The 14719-nt window shown below is 73.7% G+C and carries 18 protein-coding genes, 1 tRNA gene and 1 pseudogene; 11 read left to right on the top strand and 9 right to left on the bottom strand.

Annotated elements, in window-relative coordinates; all coding sequences use genetic code 11:
* Positions 1-10: 10 nt before the first annotated feature.
* From BGP03_RS08745 to BGP03_RS08760, 4 genes are all read right to left on the bottom strand, one after another.
* A complete protein-coding gene (locus BGP03_RS08745) occupies positions 11-307 on the bottom strand; it encodes a hypothetical protein (RefSeq protein ID WP_298799371.1) in 297 nt (98 codons plus the stop codon).
* A gap of 12 nt (positions 308-319) precedes the next feature.
* Complete coding sequence (locus tag BGP03_RS08750) at positions 320-628, bottom strand: hypothetical protein (RefSeq protein WP_298799372.1); 309 nt, start codon at positions 626-628, stop codon at positions 320-322.
* Between the two features lie 78 nt (positions 629-706).
* Positions 707-782 (bottom strand) — tRNA-Arg (locus BGP03_RS08755).
* A 281-nt stretch (positions 783-1063) separates the two neighbouring features.
* On the bottom strand, positions 1064-2026 hold the full coding sequence (locus BGP03_RS08760; protein WP_296366801.1) for an NAD(P)/FAD-dependent oxidoreductase: 963 nt from the start codon (positions 2024-2026) through the stop codon (positions 1064-1066).
* Between the two features lie 144 nt (positions 2027-2170).
* Between BGP03_RS08760 and BGP03_RS08765 the strand changes: the two genes are divergently transcribed.
* The 6 genes and pseudogenes from BGP03_RS08765 to BGP03_RS35780 all read left to right on the top strand — a co-directional run bounded on the left by BGP03_RS08765 (position 2171) and on the right by BGP03_RS35780 (position 6630).
* The gene (locus BGP03_RS08765) at positions 2171-2347 is read left to right on the top strand and encodes a CsbD family protein (protein ID WP_296366800.1); all 177 of its coding nucleotides are present in this window, start codon (positions 2171-2173) and stop codon (positions 2345-2347) included.
* 125 nt (positions 2348-2472) lie between these two features.
* A complete protein-coding gene (locus tag BGP03_RS08770) occupies positions 2473-3333 on the top strand; it encodes an NAD(P)-dependent oxidoreductase (protein WP_296366798.1) in 861 nt (286 codons plus the stop codon).
* A 54-nt stretch (positions 3334-3387) separates the two neighbouring features.
* A complete protein-coding gene (locus BGP03_RS08775) occupies positions 3388-4089 on the top strand; it encodes a response regulator transcription factor (protein ID WP_296366797.1) in 702 nt (233 codons plus the stop codon).
* Between the two features lie 13 nt (positions 4090-4102).
* Positions 4103-5518: a HAMP domain-containing sensor histidine kinase gene (locus BGP03_RS08780; protein WP_296366796.1), complete on the top strand. Its 1416-nt coding sequence runs from the start codon at positions 4103-4105 to the stop codon at positions 5516-5518.
* A gap of 297 nt (positions 5519-5815) precedes the next feature.
* Positions 5816-6076: pseudogene (locus BGP03_RS35775) on the top strand (trypsin-like peptidase domain-containing protein); the annotation flags it as partial.
* A complete protein-coding gene (locus BGP03_RS35780; RefSeq protein ID WP_363093422.1) occupies positions 5974-6630 on the top strand; it encodes a trypsin-like peptidase domain-containing protein in 657 nt (218 codons plus the stop codon). The pseudogene BGP03_RS35775 and the gene BGP03_RS35780, both read left to right, overlap by 103 nt.
* A gap of 198 nt (positions 6631-6828) precedes the next feature.
* Here BGP03_RS35780 and BGP03_RS08795 read toward each other — a convergent pair whose 3' ends face one another.
* The 3 genes from BGP03_RS08795 to BGP03_RS08805 are packed head-to-tail and all read right to left on the bottom strand — an operon-like array spanning position 6829 to position 8809.
* Complete coding sequence (locus BGP03_RS08795; RefSeq protein WP_298799373.1) at positions 6829-7449, bottom strand: class I SAM-dependent methyltransferase; 621 nt, start codon at positions 7447-7449, stop codon at positions 6829-6831.
* Positions 7446-8147, bottom strand: a complete 702-nt coding sequence (locus tag BGP03_RS08800) for a DUF2064 domain-containing protein (protein ID WP_296366791.1) — start codon at positions 8145-8147, stop codon at positions 7446-7448. Before BGP03_RS08800 ends, BGP03_RS08795 begins: the two co-directional genes overlap by 4 nt.
* Positions 8148-8155: 8 nt before the next feature.
* Entirely contained in the window at positions 8156-8809 is a 654-nt protein-coding gene (locus BGP03_RS08805; RefSeq protein ID WP_296366789.1) for a glycosyltransferase family 2 protein, read from the bottom strand.
* 131 nt (positions 8810-8940) lie between these two features.
* Between BGP03_RS08805 and BGP03_RS08810 the strand changes: the two genes are divergently transcribed.
* Together BGP03_RS08810 and BGP03_RS08815 are read left to right on the top strand one after the other, a co-directional pair.
* Positions 8941-9654, top strand: a complete 714-nt coding sequence (locus BGP03_RS08810) for a response regulator transcription factor (protein WP_296366787.1) — start codon at positions 8941-8943, stop codon at positions 9652-9654.
* A complete protein-coding gene (locus BGP03_RS08815) occupies positions 9651-10667 on the top strand; it encodes a HAMP domain-containing sensor histidine kinase (RefSeq protein WP_296366785.1) in 1017 nt (338 codons plus the stop codon). Before BGP03_RS08810 ends, BGP03_RS08815 begins: the two co-directional genes overlap by 4 nt.
* 192 nt (positions 10668-10859) lie before the next feature.
* On the opposite strand, the gene BGP03_RS08820 is transcribed toward BGP03_RS08815, so the two are convergent.
* Positions 10860-11927, bottom strand: a complete 1068-nt coding sequence (locus BGP03_RS08820) for an NAD-dependent epimerase/dehydratase family protein (protein WP_298799374.1) — start codon at positions 11925-11927, stop codon at positions 10860-10862.
* A 41-nt stretch (positions 11928-11968) separates the two neighbouring features.
* Here BGP03_RS08820 and BGP03_RS08825 point away from each other — a divergent pair, with 41 nt between their 5' ends.
* Entirely contained in the window at positions 11969-12469 is a 501-nt protein-coding gene (locus BGP03_RS08825; RefSeq protein WP_296366782.1) for a MogA/MoaB family molybdenum cofactor biosynthesis protein, read from the top strand.
* A gap of 261 nt (positions 12470-12730) precedes the next feature.
* On the opposite strand, the gene BGP03_RS08830 is transcribed toward BGP03_RS08825, so the two are convergent.
* A complete protein-coding gene (locus tag BGP03_RS08830) occupies positions 12731-13111 on the bottom strand; it encodes a hypothetical protein (protein WP_296366780.1) in 381 nt (126 codons plus the stop codon).
* A 42-nt stretch (positions 13112-13153) separates the two neighbouring features.
* Here BGP03_RS08830 and BGP03_RS08835 point away from each other — a divergent pair, with 42 nt between their 5' ends.
* Complete coding sequence (locus tag BGP03_RS08835) at positions 13154-13309, top strand: hypothetical protein (protein WP_296366777.1); 156 nt, start codon at positions 13154-13156, stop codon at positions 13307-13309.
* 334 nt (positions 13310-13643) lie between these two features.
* Positions 13644-14699, top strand: coding sequence for an IS110 family transposase (locus tag BGP03_RS08840; protein ID WP_298799375.1), 1056 nt, complete (start codon positions 13644-13646; stop codon positions 14697-14699).
* Positions 14700-14719 lie beyond the last annotated feature (20 nt).

The following is a 14719-nucleotide window of genomic DNA, read 5'->3' on the forward strand; positions in this document are numbered from 1 at the left end:
CTCGCCTCGTCTATCCGGCGATCAAGCCCGGCGTGTCGCCAACCCCGGTGAAAGACGGAGGCCAGCGCACCGCGCGCTTGAGCGCTCCGCTCAGGCAGAAGTGCACCTGCCGGACCGACGACGCGGCAAGTGGCCGGCAGGTGTGCGGCCGGCACTTGGCGTCGCAGGTGTGCTCGCCGGCCGTGCGGTGCTCGACGAACGGCCGGCCGTCGCAGTGCGCGCGGCACCGGCGGAGGATTGCGTAGAACGAGTCCAGCGTCTCGCCGTCGAGCTTGCCGACCTGGAGATGGCCAAGCAGCGGACGCACGTGGTTGCGGATCTACCCCTCGTAGCCGGCCCGGGTGGTCACGTCGACGTCGAGTAGGTCCAGGTGCCGGTCCATGAGCTGATCCACGGTGACCTTGGAGCGGGGGCTCCGGCGCTCGTCGACCTGGCTCTGTATCCGGGTACGGGCCTTCTCCGCGAGCTTGGCCGCGTCCTTGCCGGCCGGGATGACCTCCGTGAGGTAGTGCCGCTTACCGGAGATCGGATCGATGCCCGCGTAGACCCGCACGCGCAGCGAACCGCTCGGCAGCGTCTCGACCTCGCCCCGCTGCCGCCGTCTCCGCGTGGAGCCAGAAGGCGTCATGCAAGGAGGTTACCAGGCGTTTCGCTCCACGTATGGCTCCACGCGGAGCTTGCGGTCGTGCTGGTCAACGCTCTGACCTGGTGCCCCCGGCAGGATTCGAACCTGCGACACACGGTTTAGGAAACCGATGCTCTATCCCCTGAGCTACGAGGGCGTGCGGGCCGATCCTAGCTGCTCGGCGGGGGTGTCCCGCCTCGGCCCGTCCTCGATGCGGAGCCGGCAGCCGGGTGGTTTCGTGATGGTTTCGCGGCGTCCCGGTTCGTGGCCCCATCACACGCGTCGTGTCCCGCGCACTCCCCCGATCTCCGAGCGGTGTCGGGTGTGGGCGGAGCCCGCGAGTTGTGCAGCCATCCGCGATGGGTTCGGCCGCGACGTTGGTCTGTCTCTAGATAACATTGACGGCGACCCCGTGACCGCCACCTTCTGCGGCGGTACTCAGGAACTGACCGGGGTGCCCGCGGACCTGCCGGTCCGCCACCGACGGGCCTCCTGAACGGCGGCATCGGTCTCGGCGGTGATGAGGGCGCCGTTGATGTCGGCGGCCGCGCGGGAGCCCGCGGCGGCCGCGAGGATCACCTGGGCCATCGGCTCCACGACGTTGCCCGCCGCCCACACCCCGTCGACGGACGTGCGGCCCGTCGCGTCCACCGCCACCCAGCTGCCGAACGGGCCGCTCTCGGTCCGGGCGCCGAGCGCGGCGAGCGCGCCGTCGGCCGCGCGCAGGCCACCACCGACGAACAGCGCCTCCCGCGCCACGACCGCGCCCGACGCCAGGCGGACGCCGGTGAGCCGGTCGCCGTCGACGACGAGTCCGGCGACCTCCCCCGCCACGACCTGCACGTTCCGCGCGGCGAGGCGTTCACGGTCCTCGTCGGGCAGCTCGCCGGCGCGGTGCAGGAACAGCGTGACGTCGTCGGACCACTGACGCACCATCAGCGCCTGGTGCACCGCCATCGGTGAGGACGCGAGCACCCCGAGCGGCCGGTCGCGCACCTCGTGACCGTGGCAGTACGGGCAGTGCAGCACGTCGCGGCCCCAGCGGTCCGCGAGTCCGTCGACGTCGGGCAGCTCGTCGACGAGGCCGGTGGTGACGAGCACGGCACGGGCCCCGACGGTCCGGCCCGAGGCGAGCCGCGCCCGGAAACCGGCCCCGATCGAGACGACCGTGTCGTCGGCGATCTCACCGCCGTAGCCCCGCACCTCGGTCCGTCCGGCGGCGAGGAAGTCACCGGGTGCCATGCCGTCACGGGAGAGGTAGCCGTGCATGTGGGCGGCCGGAGCGTTGCGGGGGTGGCCGGCGTCGACCACGAGGACGCGGCGCCGCGCCCGTCCCAGGACCAGGGCGGCGCTCAGTCCGGCCGCCCCGCCGCCCACCACCAGTACGTCGTAGTTCGTCATGGGGGCGAGGGTGCGCCTCGGCCCGCCAGAACGACAAAGAATCTTGCTGTATCGGCAAGTGATGCAGGCCACCGTGACGATCGCCGACGACGCCGTGTCTCCCGGGGTGTCCGCAAAACACCTCGTTCGTACCAGGGAGTGCACATGAGCTTCGTCGACAAGGCCGAGAACAAGCTGGAGGAGACCGTCGGCAAGGCCAAGGAGGTCATCGGCGAGAAGACCGGCAACGAGAAGCTTGAGGCCGAGGGCCAGGCCGACCAGGGCAAGGCCGGTCTCAAGCAGACCGGCGAGAAGGTGAAGGACGCGTTCACGAAGGACTGACCCGCCCCCGCCGCGTCCGCTGAGGCGCTCCTCGCAGACCGCGTCCGCTCCGCGCAGGGTCCCCGCATCCTGCGCGGAGCACGCTGCGTCTGCGAGGAACCCGCCGGCCGCCTAACCTCGTAACCATGACGACCGTCGCGTTGCTGGGTACCGGGATCATGGGCGCCGGCATGGGCCGCAACATCCTCGCCGCCGGGCTCGACCTGCGGGTGTGGAACCGCTCGCCCGAGAAGGCCCAGCCCCTCGTCGACGCGGGCGCCACCCTCGCCGCCGACCCGTCCGACGCCGTGCGCGGCGCGGACGTCGTCGTCACGATGCTCGGCGACGGCCACCACGTCCTCGACGTGATGGGGCGGGCGGCCGACGGGCTCGCGGCCGGGCAGGTCTGGGCGCAGACCACCACCGCCGGCGTCGACCAGTCCGACCTCCTCGCCCTCGCGGACAAGCACGGGCTGCTGTTCGTCGACGCCCCGGTGGTCGGCACGCGCCAGCCCGCGGAGTCGGGCCAGCTCGTGGTCCTCGCCGCCGGCCCGGCCACCGCGAAGGACGCCGTTCAGCCGGTGTTCGACGCCGTCGGCAAGGCCACCACCTGGGTCGCCGACGACGCCGCGGGGCTCCCCGCGAGCCGGCTCAAGCTCGTGGTCAACAGCTGGGTGCTCGCGGTCACGGCGGCCACCGCGGAGGCGGTCGCGCTGGCCAAGGGCCTCGAGGTCGATCCGCAGGCGTTCCTCGACTCCGTCGCGGGCGGCCCGCTCGACCTGCCCTACCTGCAGAACAAGGCCAAGGCGATCCTCGCCGGGGACTGGACGCCCAACTTCTCGGTCACCAACGCCGCCAAGGACGCCGACCTCATCGTCGCCGCGGGCCAGGGGGCCGGGGTCCAGCTCGACGTCGCCGCCGCGGCCGCCGCCCGCTACCACCGCGCCGCCGACGCCGGGCACGGTGACGCCGACATGGCGGCCAACTACCTGGCCAGCTTCGAGTAGGTCGCACAGCAGGCTCTCAGGCGCGTCTCAGACGCGGCGTCCACACTGGCCGTCATGCGCATCCTCGTGGTGGACGACGACCGCTCCGTGCGCGAGTCGCTGCGACGCTCCCTCGCGTTCAACGGCTACCAGGTGGAGCTGGCGAGCGACGGCCAGGCCGCTCTGGACTACCTGCTCGACCAGCGCCCCGACGCCATGGTCCTCGACGTCATGATGCCGCGGCTGGACGGCCTGGAGGTCTGCCGGCGGCTGCGCAGCATCGGCGACGACCTCCCGATCCTCGTGCTCACCGCCCGCGACGCGGTGTCCGACCGCGTCTCCGGCCTCGACGCGGGCGCCGACGACTACCTGCCCAAGCCGTTCGCGCTGGAGGAGCTGCTCGCCCGCCTGCGCGCCCTGCTGCGCCGCCGCACCCCCGACGAGATCGCCGCGTCGGTGGCGGGGATGAGCAAGCCGCTGGAGTTCGCGGATCTCTCCCTCGACCCCGACACGCGCGACGTCCGCCGGGGCGACCGCGCGATCAGCCTCACCCGCACCGAGTTCTCGCTGCTGGAGCTGCTGCTCACCAACCCGCGCCGCGTGCTCACCCGCTCCCAGATCCTCGAGCAGGTGTGGGGCTACGACTTCCCGACCACCGGCAACGCGCTGGAGGTCTACATCGGCTACCTGCGTCGCAAGACCGAGGCCGAGGGCGAGACGCGGCTGATCCACACCGTCCGGGGCGTCGGCTACGTCCTGAGGGACACCCCGCCGTGAGTGGGTCAGCGCTGTGAGTGTTCGCCCCGACGGCACGAAGCCTCGCGTCGAGGTGCTCGACCGGTTCTCCCTGCGCGCCCGCATCGGCATCCTCGCGGCGGGCGTGGCGGCGCTGGTCGCGGTGCTCGTGTCCGGCGCGGCCTTCTTCGTGGTGCGCGCCAACGTCCTCGACGCGCTCGACACCAACCTGCTGCAACGGGCGCAGGCCGCCGCGTCGAGCGGGCTGACGCCGGCGCAGCTCGTCACGTTCCCCACACAGGTGTTCGGCGCGGCCGACCTGCGTCTCGCCATCGTCACCGACAGCGGCCGCGGCTTCTCCGCGCAGGGCCAGGCCTCGGCGCCACCCCTGGGTGATCCGGAGCTCGCCGTCGCGGGTGGTTCGGCCGACCAGTCGGTGCGCACCGCGTCGGTCGGTGGGGTCGCCTACCGCGTCGTCGCCGTGCCGGCCGGAGCGGGGCAGGCGCTGGTGATCGCCCAGCGGCTCGCCCCCACCCAGCAGGTGCTCACCTCGCTCGCCTTCACGTTGCCGCTGGTCGGGGGCATCGGCGTGCTGCTCGCCGCGATCGCCGGTGTGGCGGTGGCGCGGACGGGCCTGCGGCCGGTGGACCGCCTCACCGCGGCCACCGAGAACATCGCCTCCACCGGCGACCTGCGCCCGATCCCCGTCGACGGCAACGACGAGCTCGCCCGCCTCACCCGCAGCTTCAACGACATGCTCGGCGGGCTCGCCGCGTCGCAGGAGCAGCAGCGGCGCCTCGTCGCCGACGCCGGGCACGAGCTGCGCACGCCGCTGACGTCGATGCGCACCAACCTCGAGCTCCTCGCCGCCGCGAGCGTGCCCGGCGCCCCGCAGCTGCCCGCGAGCGACCGCGCGGAGATCCTCGAGGACGTGCAGGCGCAGGTCGCGGAGCTGTCCACGCTGGTCGGCGACCTCGTCGAGCTGGCTCGCGACGACGCCCCCACGGTGGTGCACGAACCCGTCGAGTTCACCGACGTCGTGTCCCGGGCCCTTGAGCGCGCGCGGCGCCGCGCCGGTGACGTCGAGTTCGTGCCCATGCTGGTGCCGTGGACGCTCGTCGGTGACACCACCGCACTGGAACGGGCCGTGCTGAACCTGCTCGACAACGCCGCGAAGTGGAGCCCGGCCGGCTCCGCGGTCCGGGTGCAGATGAAGCAGCTGGACGAGTGGTCGGTGGTGCTGGAGGTGGCCGACGCGGGTCCCGGCATCTCCGACGCCGACCTCCCGCACGTGTTCGACCGCTTCTACCGCGCCGACACCTCGCGCACCATGCCCGGCTCCGGGCTGGGGCTGGCCATCGTCCGGCAGGTCGCGGTACGCCACGGCGGCGCGGTCTGGGCCGGTCGCGCGCCCGAGGGCGGGGCGCTCCTGGTGCTGCGCCTGCCCGGCCGGCGACCGCCGGAGGAGTAGGGGCTTCTACGCTGGGGTCGGGACTCGACCTCGAACGGTGATGGCATGGCGAACGACAGGTCCGGGCGCGGCGTCGTGCTGGTGGTCGCGGTCGCCGCCGCGCTCGTCGGGGGGGCCGTAGGCGGGGTGGTCGGGCGGCAGACGGCCGGCGCCCCGGCCGCGCTCGGGGCCCCGCTGCCCACCGCCGACGCGTCGGGTGCGCCGCTCGGGCCGATCGAGGCCGTGGCCCGGCAGGTGCTGCCGAGCGTGGTGCAGCTGCGCGTCACCGGGCCGGCGCAGTCGGGCGAGGGCTCGGGAATGGTGCTCAGCGCCGACGGGCTGATGCTCACCAACAACCACGTCGTCGCCGCGGCGGCCACCGGCGGCAGCGTCACGGCCGTCTTCCAGGACGGCCGCACCTGCCCGGTGCGCATCATCGGCCGGGACCCCAGCTCGGACATCGCCGTGCTGCGCGCATCCGGGGTGAGCGACCTGACCCCGATCGCGCTGGGCGATTCCGACTCGGTGCGGGTGGGACAGCAGGTGGTCGCGTTCGGGTCGCCGCTCGGGCTGGGCGGCACCGTCACCTCCGGCATCGTGAGCGCGCTCGACCGGGCCGTCAGTGTCGGTGGCGACACCACCGGTGGAGGCTCGCTAGCGCCTCCACCGTGCTCAACGCCCTGCAGACCGACGCGGCGATCAACCCCGGGAACTCGGGTGGCCCCCTCGTGGACACCCAGGGCCGGGTGGTCGGGATCAACTCCGCCATCGCCACCACCGGCGCCGAGGGCGGCTCCATCGGCGTCGGCTTCTCGATCCCCATCAACGAGGCGCGCCGCACCGCGCAGGAGCTGGAGACCACGGGTCGCGCCACGCGCACCGTGCTCGGCGCCAGCGTCGCCACCAACGGTCAGGAGCTCGGCGGGGCCGTGCTCGGGGCCATCACCCCGGACGGTCCCGCCGCGAGGGCGGGCATCCGTCAGGGCCAGACCGTGTCCCGGATCGACAGCCGCGTGATCCCGGGCGGCAAGGAGCTGGTGGCCGCGATCCGGGAGCACGCACCGGGCGACCAGGTCACGCTGGTGGTGGACGGCAGGGACGTCGTCGTCACGCTCGCGGGTGCGACAGGCTGAGCGACACGCCGAACTTCGCTCCACAGTGGACGATTTCGGCTCCGGTCAGCGACCGGACGGTCGCCGACTGTTGACGCGGCGACTCCGGGGTGCTTCCGTTGTCGGGGTTCCCGCTGTGGTGCCCCGCAGCAGGACTGTTCGGACCGCGCCGGCGCCGGCACCCCCTCCCCGGCGCCGGTGCGGTTCTCTTCCCGGGCCTCAGGCCGTCAGCGGCACCAGCTCGGCGAAGCTCCGCCGGCCGCGGTAGGTCACGCTGGGGCGCAGTCCGGCCTGGCCGGCCAGCCGGGGCAGCGCCGCCGTGCCCGCCGACGCCCACGGGAACGGGCTGCCCATCGCGTGGCTGCTGCGCAGCTGCGCGTGGCCGCACCACAGGCCGGGCTCGGTGGCGTCGAGCTCGACGATCACCGAACCGGTCGCGCAGATCAGGGCGGCGGCGCGGCGCAGCAGGGCCACCGGGTCGCCCCCGATGCCGACGTTGCCGTCCACCAGCAGGACGTGCGCCCAGCTGCCCTCGTCGGGCAGCGGGCCGAACACGTCGGCGTGCACGACGGACACGCCGCGGCTGAGGCACTGCGCGACGGCCTCGGGCGCCAGGTCCACGCCGAGCGCGCGCACCCCGCGGGCCTCGAGCGCCTCGATGAACCGGCCGGGCCCGCAGCCCAGGTCGATCGTGGAGCCACGACATCGCGCCAGCAGCCAGTGGTCCTCACCGGCCACGGCTCCGCGCCAGCGCTCGACGTCGAGCGGGACGATGCCGCCGTCGCAGCGGACGAGCTCGGCCTGGTCGCCGTCGAGAGCGCGGGCGAACGCCGTGGTCATGAGCGTCCTCCCGTGAGGTGCAGGTCGAGGGTGCCGGTCGGCAGGGCGGCGACGGCGGCGGCGAACCTGGACCGGGGTGCCGCCGCGGCCACCGCGACGGCGTCGGCGGCGGTGTCCACGTCGGACAGCTCGGGGAGCAGGTGGACGCGGAGCCCGCCGGCGCGCAGGGCGTCGAGGGTGCGGGCGCCGGTGTCGTCACGCGACGTCGGGACGTCGACGACCAGCGCGGCGTCGGACGGTCTGCGCAGGCCCAGGGCCCACCACCCGCCGTCCACGGCCGGGCCGAGCACGGCGTCCACCCCGGGATGGGCGAGCGCGTCGTCGGCGTCGCGCAGCAGGTCGGCGTCGACCTGCGGGGTGTCCATGCCGATCTGCAGCGTGCGCCGTCCGGGCAGGGCCGTCGCGGCGTCGGCGTGGGCCGCGGAGATGCGCTCGCCGAGCGTGCCACCGCGCTGCGTCAGCACGGTGAGCCCGGCCAGCGTCGCGGTGATCTCGTCACGCCGGGCCGCGCGGTGCAGCGTCCCGGTCATGACGACGACGGGCCGGGCACCGGGCACGCCGGAGGCCGCGGTGATGCTGTCGAGCAGGGCCGCGGCGGCCAGGTCGGCGGACTGCGCGGGGGACAGGGGCGGGCACAGGCGGGTCTTCACGCGGCCCGGCTCGGGCGCCTTCGCGAGGACGAGGATCGCTGGCCCCACATCCCGTGTCACTGGAGGACCGACGCCATGTCGCGCGCGGCGCGCAGCGTGCCGCGCACCGAGCCGGACACCTTGGACCTCCCGCCCGTGCGCGGCCGGTAGGCCACGTCGATCTCGCGGATGCGCCAGCCCGCCGCACCGGCGCGGACGAGGAGTTCCAGGGGGTAGCCGAACGCGCGGTCGGTGATGCCGAGGTCGAGCAGCGCCTGCCGGCGGGCGACCCGCAGCGGCGCGATGTCGTGCACCGGCACGCCCCGCCGGCGCAGCAGCGCGGCGATGGCCACATTGCCGGCGCGGGCGTGCCACGGCCATGCGCCACGACCGACCGGGACGCGTCGACCCGCCACCAGGTCCACCCTCTGATCGTCGGCCGGGTCGAGCAGTTCGACCATCGCCGGGAGCTGCCCGGGATCGAGTGAACCGTCGGCGTCGACGAACGCGACGATCTCGGACGTGGCCGCGGCCAGCCCGGTGTGGACGGCGGCGCCGTAGCCGCGCCGGGACTCGTGGACGACCACCGCGCCGAGGGCGGCCGCCACCTCGGGGGTGCCGTCGGTGGAACCGTTGTCCACGACGAGGCCGCGGAAGCCGGGCGGGAGTGCGGCGAGCACACCGGGGAGCGCCTGTGCCTCGTCGAGGCACGGGAGAATGACGTCGATCATGAACGAACGCTAGGGCCGGGGGCGGAATCCCGCCGGGTGAATCGGCTTACCGATCGATGACGTTCCATTGGGGGCTTACGGTTCGGGGACGACAGCGGTTCACCGGGCCCGTCCGGATTAACCTCCCGGACATGACCGATCGCCCGCTGGTGCTCGTGGTGGACGACGACATGACCGTGCGCGACGTGGTGAGCCGCTACCTCGACCGCGCCGGCTACCGCGTCGAGATCGCCGGCGACGGCGAGCACGCGCTGCGCTCCGTGGCGGCGAGGGTCCCCGACGTCGTCGTGCTGGACCTGATGCTGCCCCGCCTCGGCGGTCTCGAGGTGTGCCGGCGGCTGCGCCGCGAATCGGTGAACGTGCCCATCGTGATGCTCACGGCCCTCGGTGAGGAGGAGGACCGCGTCCTGGGGCTGGAGATGGGCGCGGACGACTACGTCACGAAGCCGTTCAGCCCGCGGGAGCTGGTGCTGCGGGTGGCCTCGGTGCTGCGCCGCTCCCGCGAGATCCCCGCCCGCGACGGGGGCACGGAACCGGTCGTCGACGGCGACCTGCGCGTGGACATCCCCGGCCGGCGCGCGTCGCTGGGCGGCCGCGAGCTGGCCCTGACCGTGCGCGAGTTCGACCTGCTGGCGTTCCTCGTCCGGCGTCCCGGCCAGGTGTTCACCCGCGGTGAGCTGCTGGAACGGGTGTGGGGTTGGGACTTCGGCGACCAGTCCACCGTCACGGTGCACGTCCGGCGGCTGCGGGAGAAGGTCGAGGCCGACCCGACGAAGCCGACGCGCATCGCCACCGTGTGGGGCGTCGGGTACCGCTACGACGGGGCGGGGGTGCTGACGTCATGATCGACGAGGCGTGGACGGTGCTGCCGGTGGCGCTGGCGTTCGCCGTTCCGGTGGCGCTGCTCGGCGGGCTGCTGCTGCACCGGATGCGGCGCCACTCGATCACCGCCGCCGTCACGGTGCTGGTGCTGGTACCGGTCGCGGCGGCGGTGCTCGGCCTCATCGGGGTCAGCGGCTTCATGTACACCCCGCTGCTCGGTGGGGCGGTCGTGGTCTGTGCCGTGGTCGTGCTGATCACCGTCCCCACCGCGATGATGCTGGGGCGGGGCATCGCCCGGGACGTCATGTGGCTGCACGAGGCCCACGACGCCGAGCGGGCCGCGGAGAGGTCCCGGCGCGAGCTCGTCGCCTGGATCAGCCACGACCTGCGCACGCCGCTGGCCGGCATCCGCGCGATGACCGAGGCGCTCTCCGACGGCATCGTCAGCGAGCCCGACGATGTCGCGGACTACGCGAAGCGCATCCAGGGCGAGACGATGCGCCTGTCCGGCATGGTCGACGACCTGTTCCAGCTCTCGCGGATCACCTCGGGGGCCCTGCGGCTCACGCTGTCGGCGGTGCCGCTGCACGAGGTGGTGTCCGAGGCCGTGGCCGTCGAGGGGGTGGCGGCCGCGCGCAAGGGCGTGGAGGTGCGCGCCGAGGAGCACGGCGACTGGCCCGTGGTGCTCGGCAGCGATCCCGAGCTCGCGCGGGTGGTGCGCAACCTGCTGTCCAACGCGATCCGGCACACCCCGCCCGACGGAGCGGTCGTCGTCGCGGCCGGGGTGGCCGACGACCGGGCCTGGCTGCGCGTCGACGACGGCTGCGGCGGCATCCGCGACGACGATCTCGACCGCGTCTTCGACGTCGCCTTCCGCGGCGCGGCCGCCCGCACCCCCGACGACCAGTCCCGCGGCGGCCTCGGCCTGGCCATCGCCCGCGGCTTGGTGGAGGCCCACGAGGGGAAGATCGTGGCCCGGAACCACGGCGAGGGCTGCCGCTTCGAGATCACCCTCCCCCTTGCCCCCACCCCCTGACCCCGCGAGTCGGGGTCCAGATGTGCGCGAGTTGGTGTCTCCCTGCGGGTGAGTCGCGCTGTGGGCACGACCCGGGGCCGCGACCGACCCGCGGGAGGGTGACGCTCAGCGCGCGACTCGGACGCACGCAGACCCCGACTCGCGGGCACGCAGACCCCGACTCGCGGGCACGGAGAGCGCGACTCGCGGGCGTCAGGGGGTGGTCGTCACCGAGGTGCGGAGGGGGTCGGTGGCGAAGGCCTTCACGCCGTCGGCGAATCTGACCGACGCGTGGAAGCCGAGGAGCTCGTGGGCGCGGGTCGGGTCGGCCACCACGTGGCGGACGTCGCCCGCTCTCGCTCCGCCGACGACCACCGGGGGCGGGCCGTCCATCGCCGACGACAGCTCCATGGCCAGGTCACCGATGGTGTGGGGCTCGCCGGAGCAGACGTTCACCGGCACCAGGACGCCCTCGCCCGCGTTCGCCGCGAGCGCCAGGACGTTGGCGCGGGCGATGTCGGTGACGTGCACGAAGTCGCGGCGCTGCTTCCCGTCCTCCATGACCCGGGGGGCCTCACCGCGTTCCAGCGCCGACCGGAAGATCGACGCGACACCGGCGTACGGGGTGTCGCGGGGCATCCGTGGGCCGTAGACGTTGTGGTAGCGCATCGACCACACCGAGCCGCCGGTCTGCCGGGCCCACGCCGCGGCCAGGTGCTCCTGTGCGAGCTTCGTGGCCGCGTAGGTGGAACGCGGGTCCAGCGGGGCGTCCTCGCCCACCAGGCCCGAGCGGAGCGGCATCCCGCACACCGGGCACGGCGGCTCGAACCGGCCGGCGTCGACGTCCACGACACGGCGCTGGCCCGGGCGGACCACCCCGTGCTCGACACACTCGTAGCGACCCTCGCCGTAGACGACCATCGACCCGGCCAGCACCAGCCACTTCAGGCCCGCCGCGTGCATGGCGGCCAGCAGCACCGCGGTGCCGTAGTCGTTGTGCGAGGCGTAGAGCGGCGCGTCCGACGGGTCGACGCCGTGACCGACCATCGCGGCCTGGTGGCAGACCGCGTCGACGCCGGGCAGCAACCGGGCCAGCAGCTCGGGATCGCGGACGTCGCCCTCGACGAACTCGTGCTCGGCCGTCCACGCAGGGGCGCCGCCGGAGCCGTGGGCCTGGGGGAGCAGCGCGTCGAGCACGACGACGTCGTGGCAGTCGGCGGCGAGCTGGTCGGCGATGTGCGAACCGATGAAGCCCGCACCGCCCGTGATCAGGATGCGCACCGGGGAAGGGTAGGCCGTACCCGTCCCGCTACGGTGGGCGCATGGAGATGGCGCCACCCCAGATCGGCCGGTCCCTCGTGGTGATCGTGGACGACCGCGTCAGCCACGGTGAGCGCGAGGACACGATCGGCCCGCTCGTGCGCGAGCTGCTCGAGGAGGCCCGGCTCGTCGTCGACGCGGTGGTGGTGGTGCCGGGCGACCCGGTGGCCATCCGCAACGCGCTCAACACCGCGGTGATCGGCGGCGTCGACCTGGTGGTCACCGTCGGCGGCACGGGCGTGTCGCCGCGCGACGTCACCGCCGACGCCACCGCGGGTGTGCTCGACCGGCCCATCCCCGGCATCGCCGAGGCCATCCGCTCGTCCGGGCTCGCGGCCGGCGCGGTGGACGCCGGGCTCTCACGCGGGCTCGTCGGGGTCTCGGGCAGCACGCTCGTGGTGAACCTCGCGCCGTCCCGCGCCGCCATCCGCGACGGGATGGCCACCCTCACCCCGCTGGTCGCGCACGTCATCGCGGAGCTCTCCGGCCTCGACGACGACTGAGGCCACGAACCGCTCCACCGCGCGCGGCGTGCGCAGCACGTGGACCGACGACGGTCCGTTCCGGGGCGATCGCGGCCAGGATCCCCGTACGGGCCGAGATCGCCGTTCATGACCCAGCGCGGCCGCCCGGCCCGCGGCGACGGCGCTCGCAGGTCGGCCGGCCAGAAGTGCGCGTCCAGCTCGGTCACGGGAAGCCCGGTGAGCCGCCGGGCCCGCGTCGACCTGCCCGCTCCCCGCGGCCCGGCACCACGCCCCGTTCGGTCACTCCTCGTCGGGCACGGCCTCCGGCGTCGGGGTGCCGAGGCCGCCCGCGAACGGCGGGGCCTCGGGCTCGTCCTTGCTGCCCCCGGCCGTGCGGGCCCGGTCGAGGGTCTCCCCGACCTTCCCCGTGGCCGTCTCGATCTTGTCGTGGAAGCGGCCCTGGGTGGCCTTGTCGACGCCGGCGGCCGTGGCGTCCACGGCCTTGCCCGCGAGCTGGGTGGCGCGGTCGACGTAGGCGGGGGCCTTCTCCCGGGCGGTCTCGGTGAGCTCGGCGGCCTTCTCGCCCGCCTTGCCGGCCAGCTCGGTGGCCTTCTCGGAGTACTCACCCGCCTTCTCCAGCGCGAGATCGGCGAGTTCCTTGGCCTTGTCGGTGATTCCCATGCGCCCATGGTGGCACCGGTGCAGGATGGAGGTGTGGGAGAAATGCCGGATCAGGTGCGCAGACGACTCGAAGAGGTGTTCGGGGACGTCCTGCCCAGCACGACCAGCGACGAGCGTGACGACGACGCTCCACGCACCCTCGACGCGGGTGACGAGCAGCTGCTGGCCGACCGCCCGCCCCACCACGACCGCGAGTAGGTGATCGGCCCGTGTCGCACGTCATCGCCCCGTCGACGCGACCAGGTGCGGCGGACGGCGATCTGTGAGTGTCGTTGCGGTGCCTCCGGGTGGGGGTGCTCCAGGCTCGGTGTCGGCAACCCGGTGTGACTCAACAGCGATCCGGCCGCTTCGGCGTGCCCTTCGTCGTGACTTGTCCACCGCAGTTGCCGGCACCGGCCTGGCCCACCAGTTGGCCTGATCAGAAGCCTGTCCGCCCACGGGCGTGACCCGTCACAGATGTGCCACTCGGTGATCCCACCCAGGCCGGTGCCGACGTTGGCCCGCGCCCAGGAAAGGGGACAGGCCGTTGCCCATGCTCTCAGAAGTTGTCGATGCCGTCGTCGGTATCGACACCCACCGCGACACCCACCAGGTGGAGATCGCACTCCCGACCGGGACACCGATCACCACGATCACGATCAGCAACGACAGCGGCGGGTTCGCCGAACTGCTGGCCTGGATCATCGACCACGCGCCGGGCCCCAGGGTGGCGGTGTCGATCGAGGGGACACGCAGCTACGGGATCGGACTGGCCCGCGCGATCGCCGCCGCCGGGCTGATCGTCATCGAGTGCGAGCAGCCCAACCGCAAAACCCGGCGCGGGCGCGGGAAGTCCGACCCGATCGACGCGCACCTGGCCGTGCTCACCGCGCTGCGCTGTGACACCGACCGGCTGCCCACTCCCCGCGCGGACGGTGACCGTGAAGCGCTGCGGATCCTGCTCGGTGCCCGCCACGACCTCACCACCAGCCACACCGCGCAGACCAACCGGCTCCGCGCGCTGCTGCTGGGCGGAGACGACCTCGACCGGCAGATCGCCCGTGCCCGACTCACCGACACCGTCCTGGCCGGGCTGACCCGACGCCGATGCCCCGCCGGCGCCGACCGCGCCCACGCCGTGCGCCACGCCGAGATCCGACGTCTCGCCGTCGCAGTCCGCGACGGCGCCCGCGCGCTCACCGCGAACCGCGCCCAGCTCGCGGGCATCGTCGACGACCTCGCCCCCGGACTCACCGATCGGCGCGGGGTCGGACCGGTCACCGCCGCTCAGGTGATCATCAGCTTCTCCCACCCCGGCCGGTGTCGAAACGACGCCGCGTTCGCTGCGCTGTCCGGGACCAGCCCGCTCGAGGCCAGCAGCGGGCGCACCGTGCGACACCGCCTCAACCGCGGAGGCGACCGGGCCCTCAACCGCGCCATCCACACCATCGCCCTGACCAGGATGCGCTGCTGCGACAAGACCCGGACCTACGTCACACGCCGCACCGCAGAGGGCAAAACCCCCCGCGAGATCCGACGCTGCCTCAAGCGCTACATCACCCGCGAGCTCTACCGCACCCTCACAACCACCATGATCATCGCGATCTGAGCCGCCGGAGCGCTTGACAT

The sequence above is a fragment of the Pseudonocardia sp. 73-21 genome, assembly GCF_001899645.1.
Classification (GTDB): domain Bacteria; phylum Actinomycetota; class Actinomycetes; order Mycobacteriales; family Pseudonocardiaceae; genus Pseudonocardia.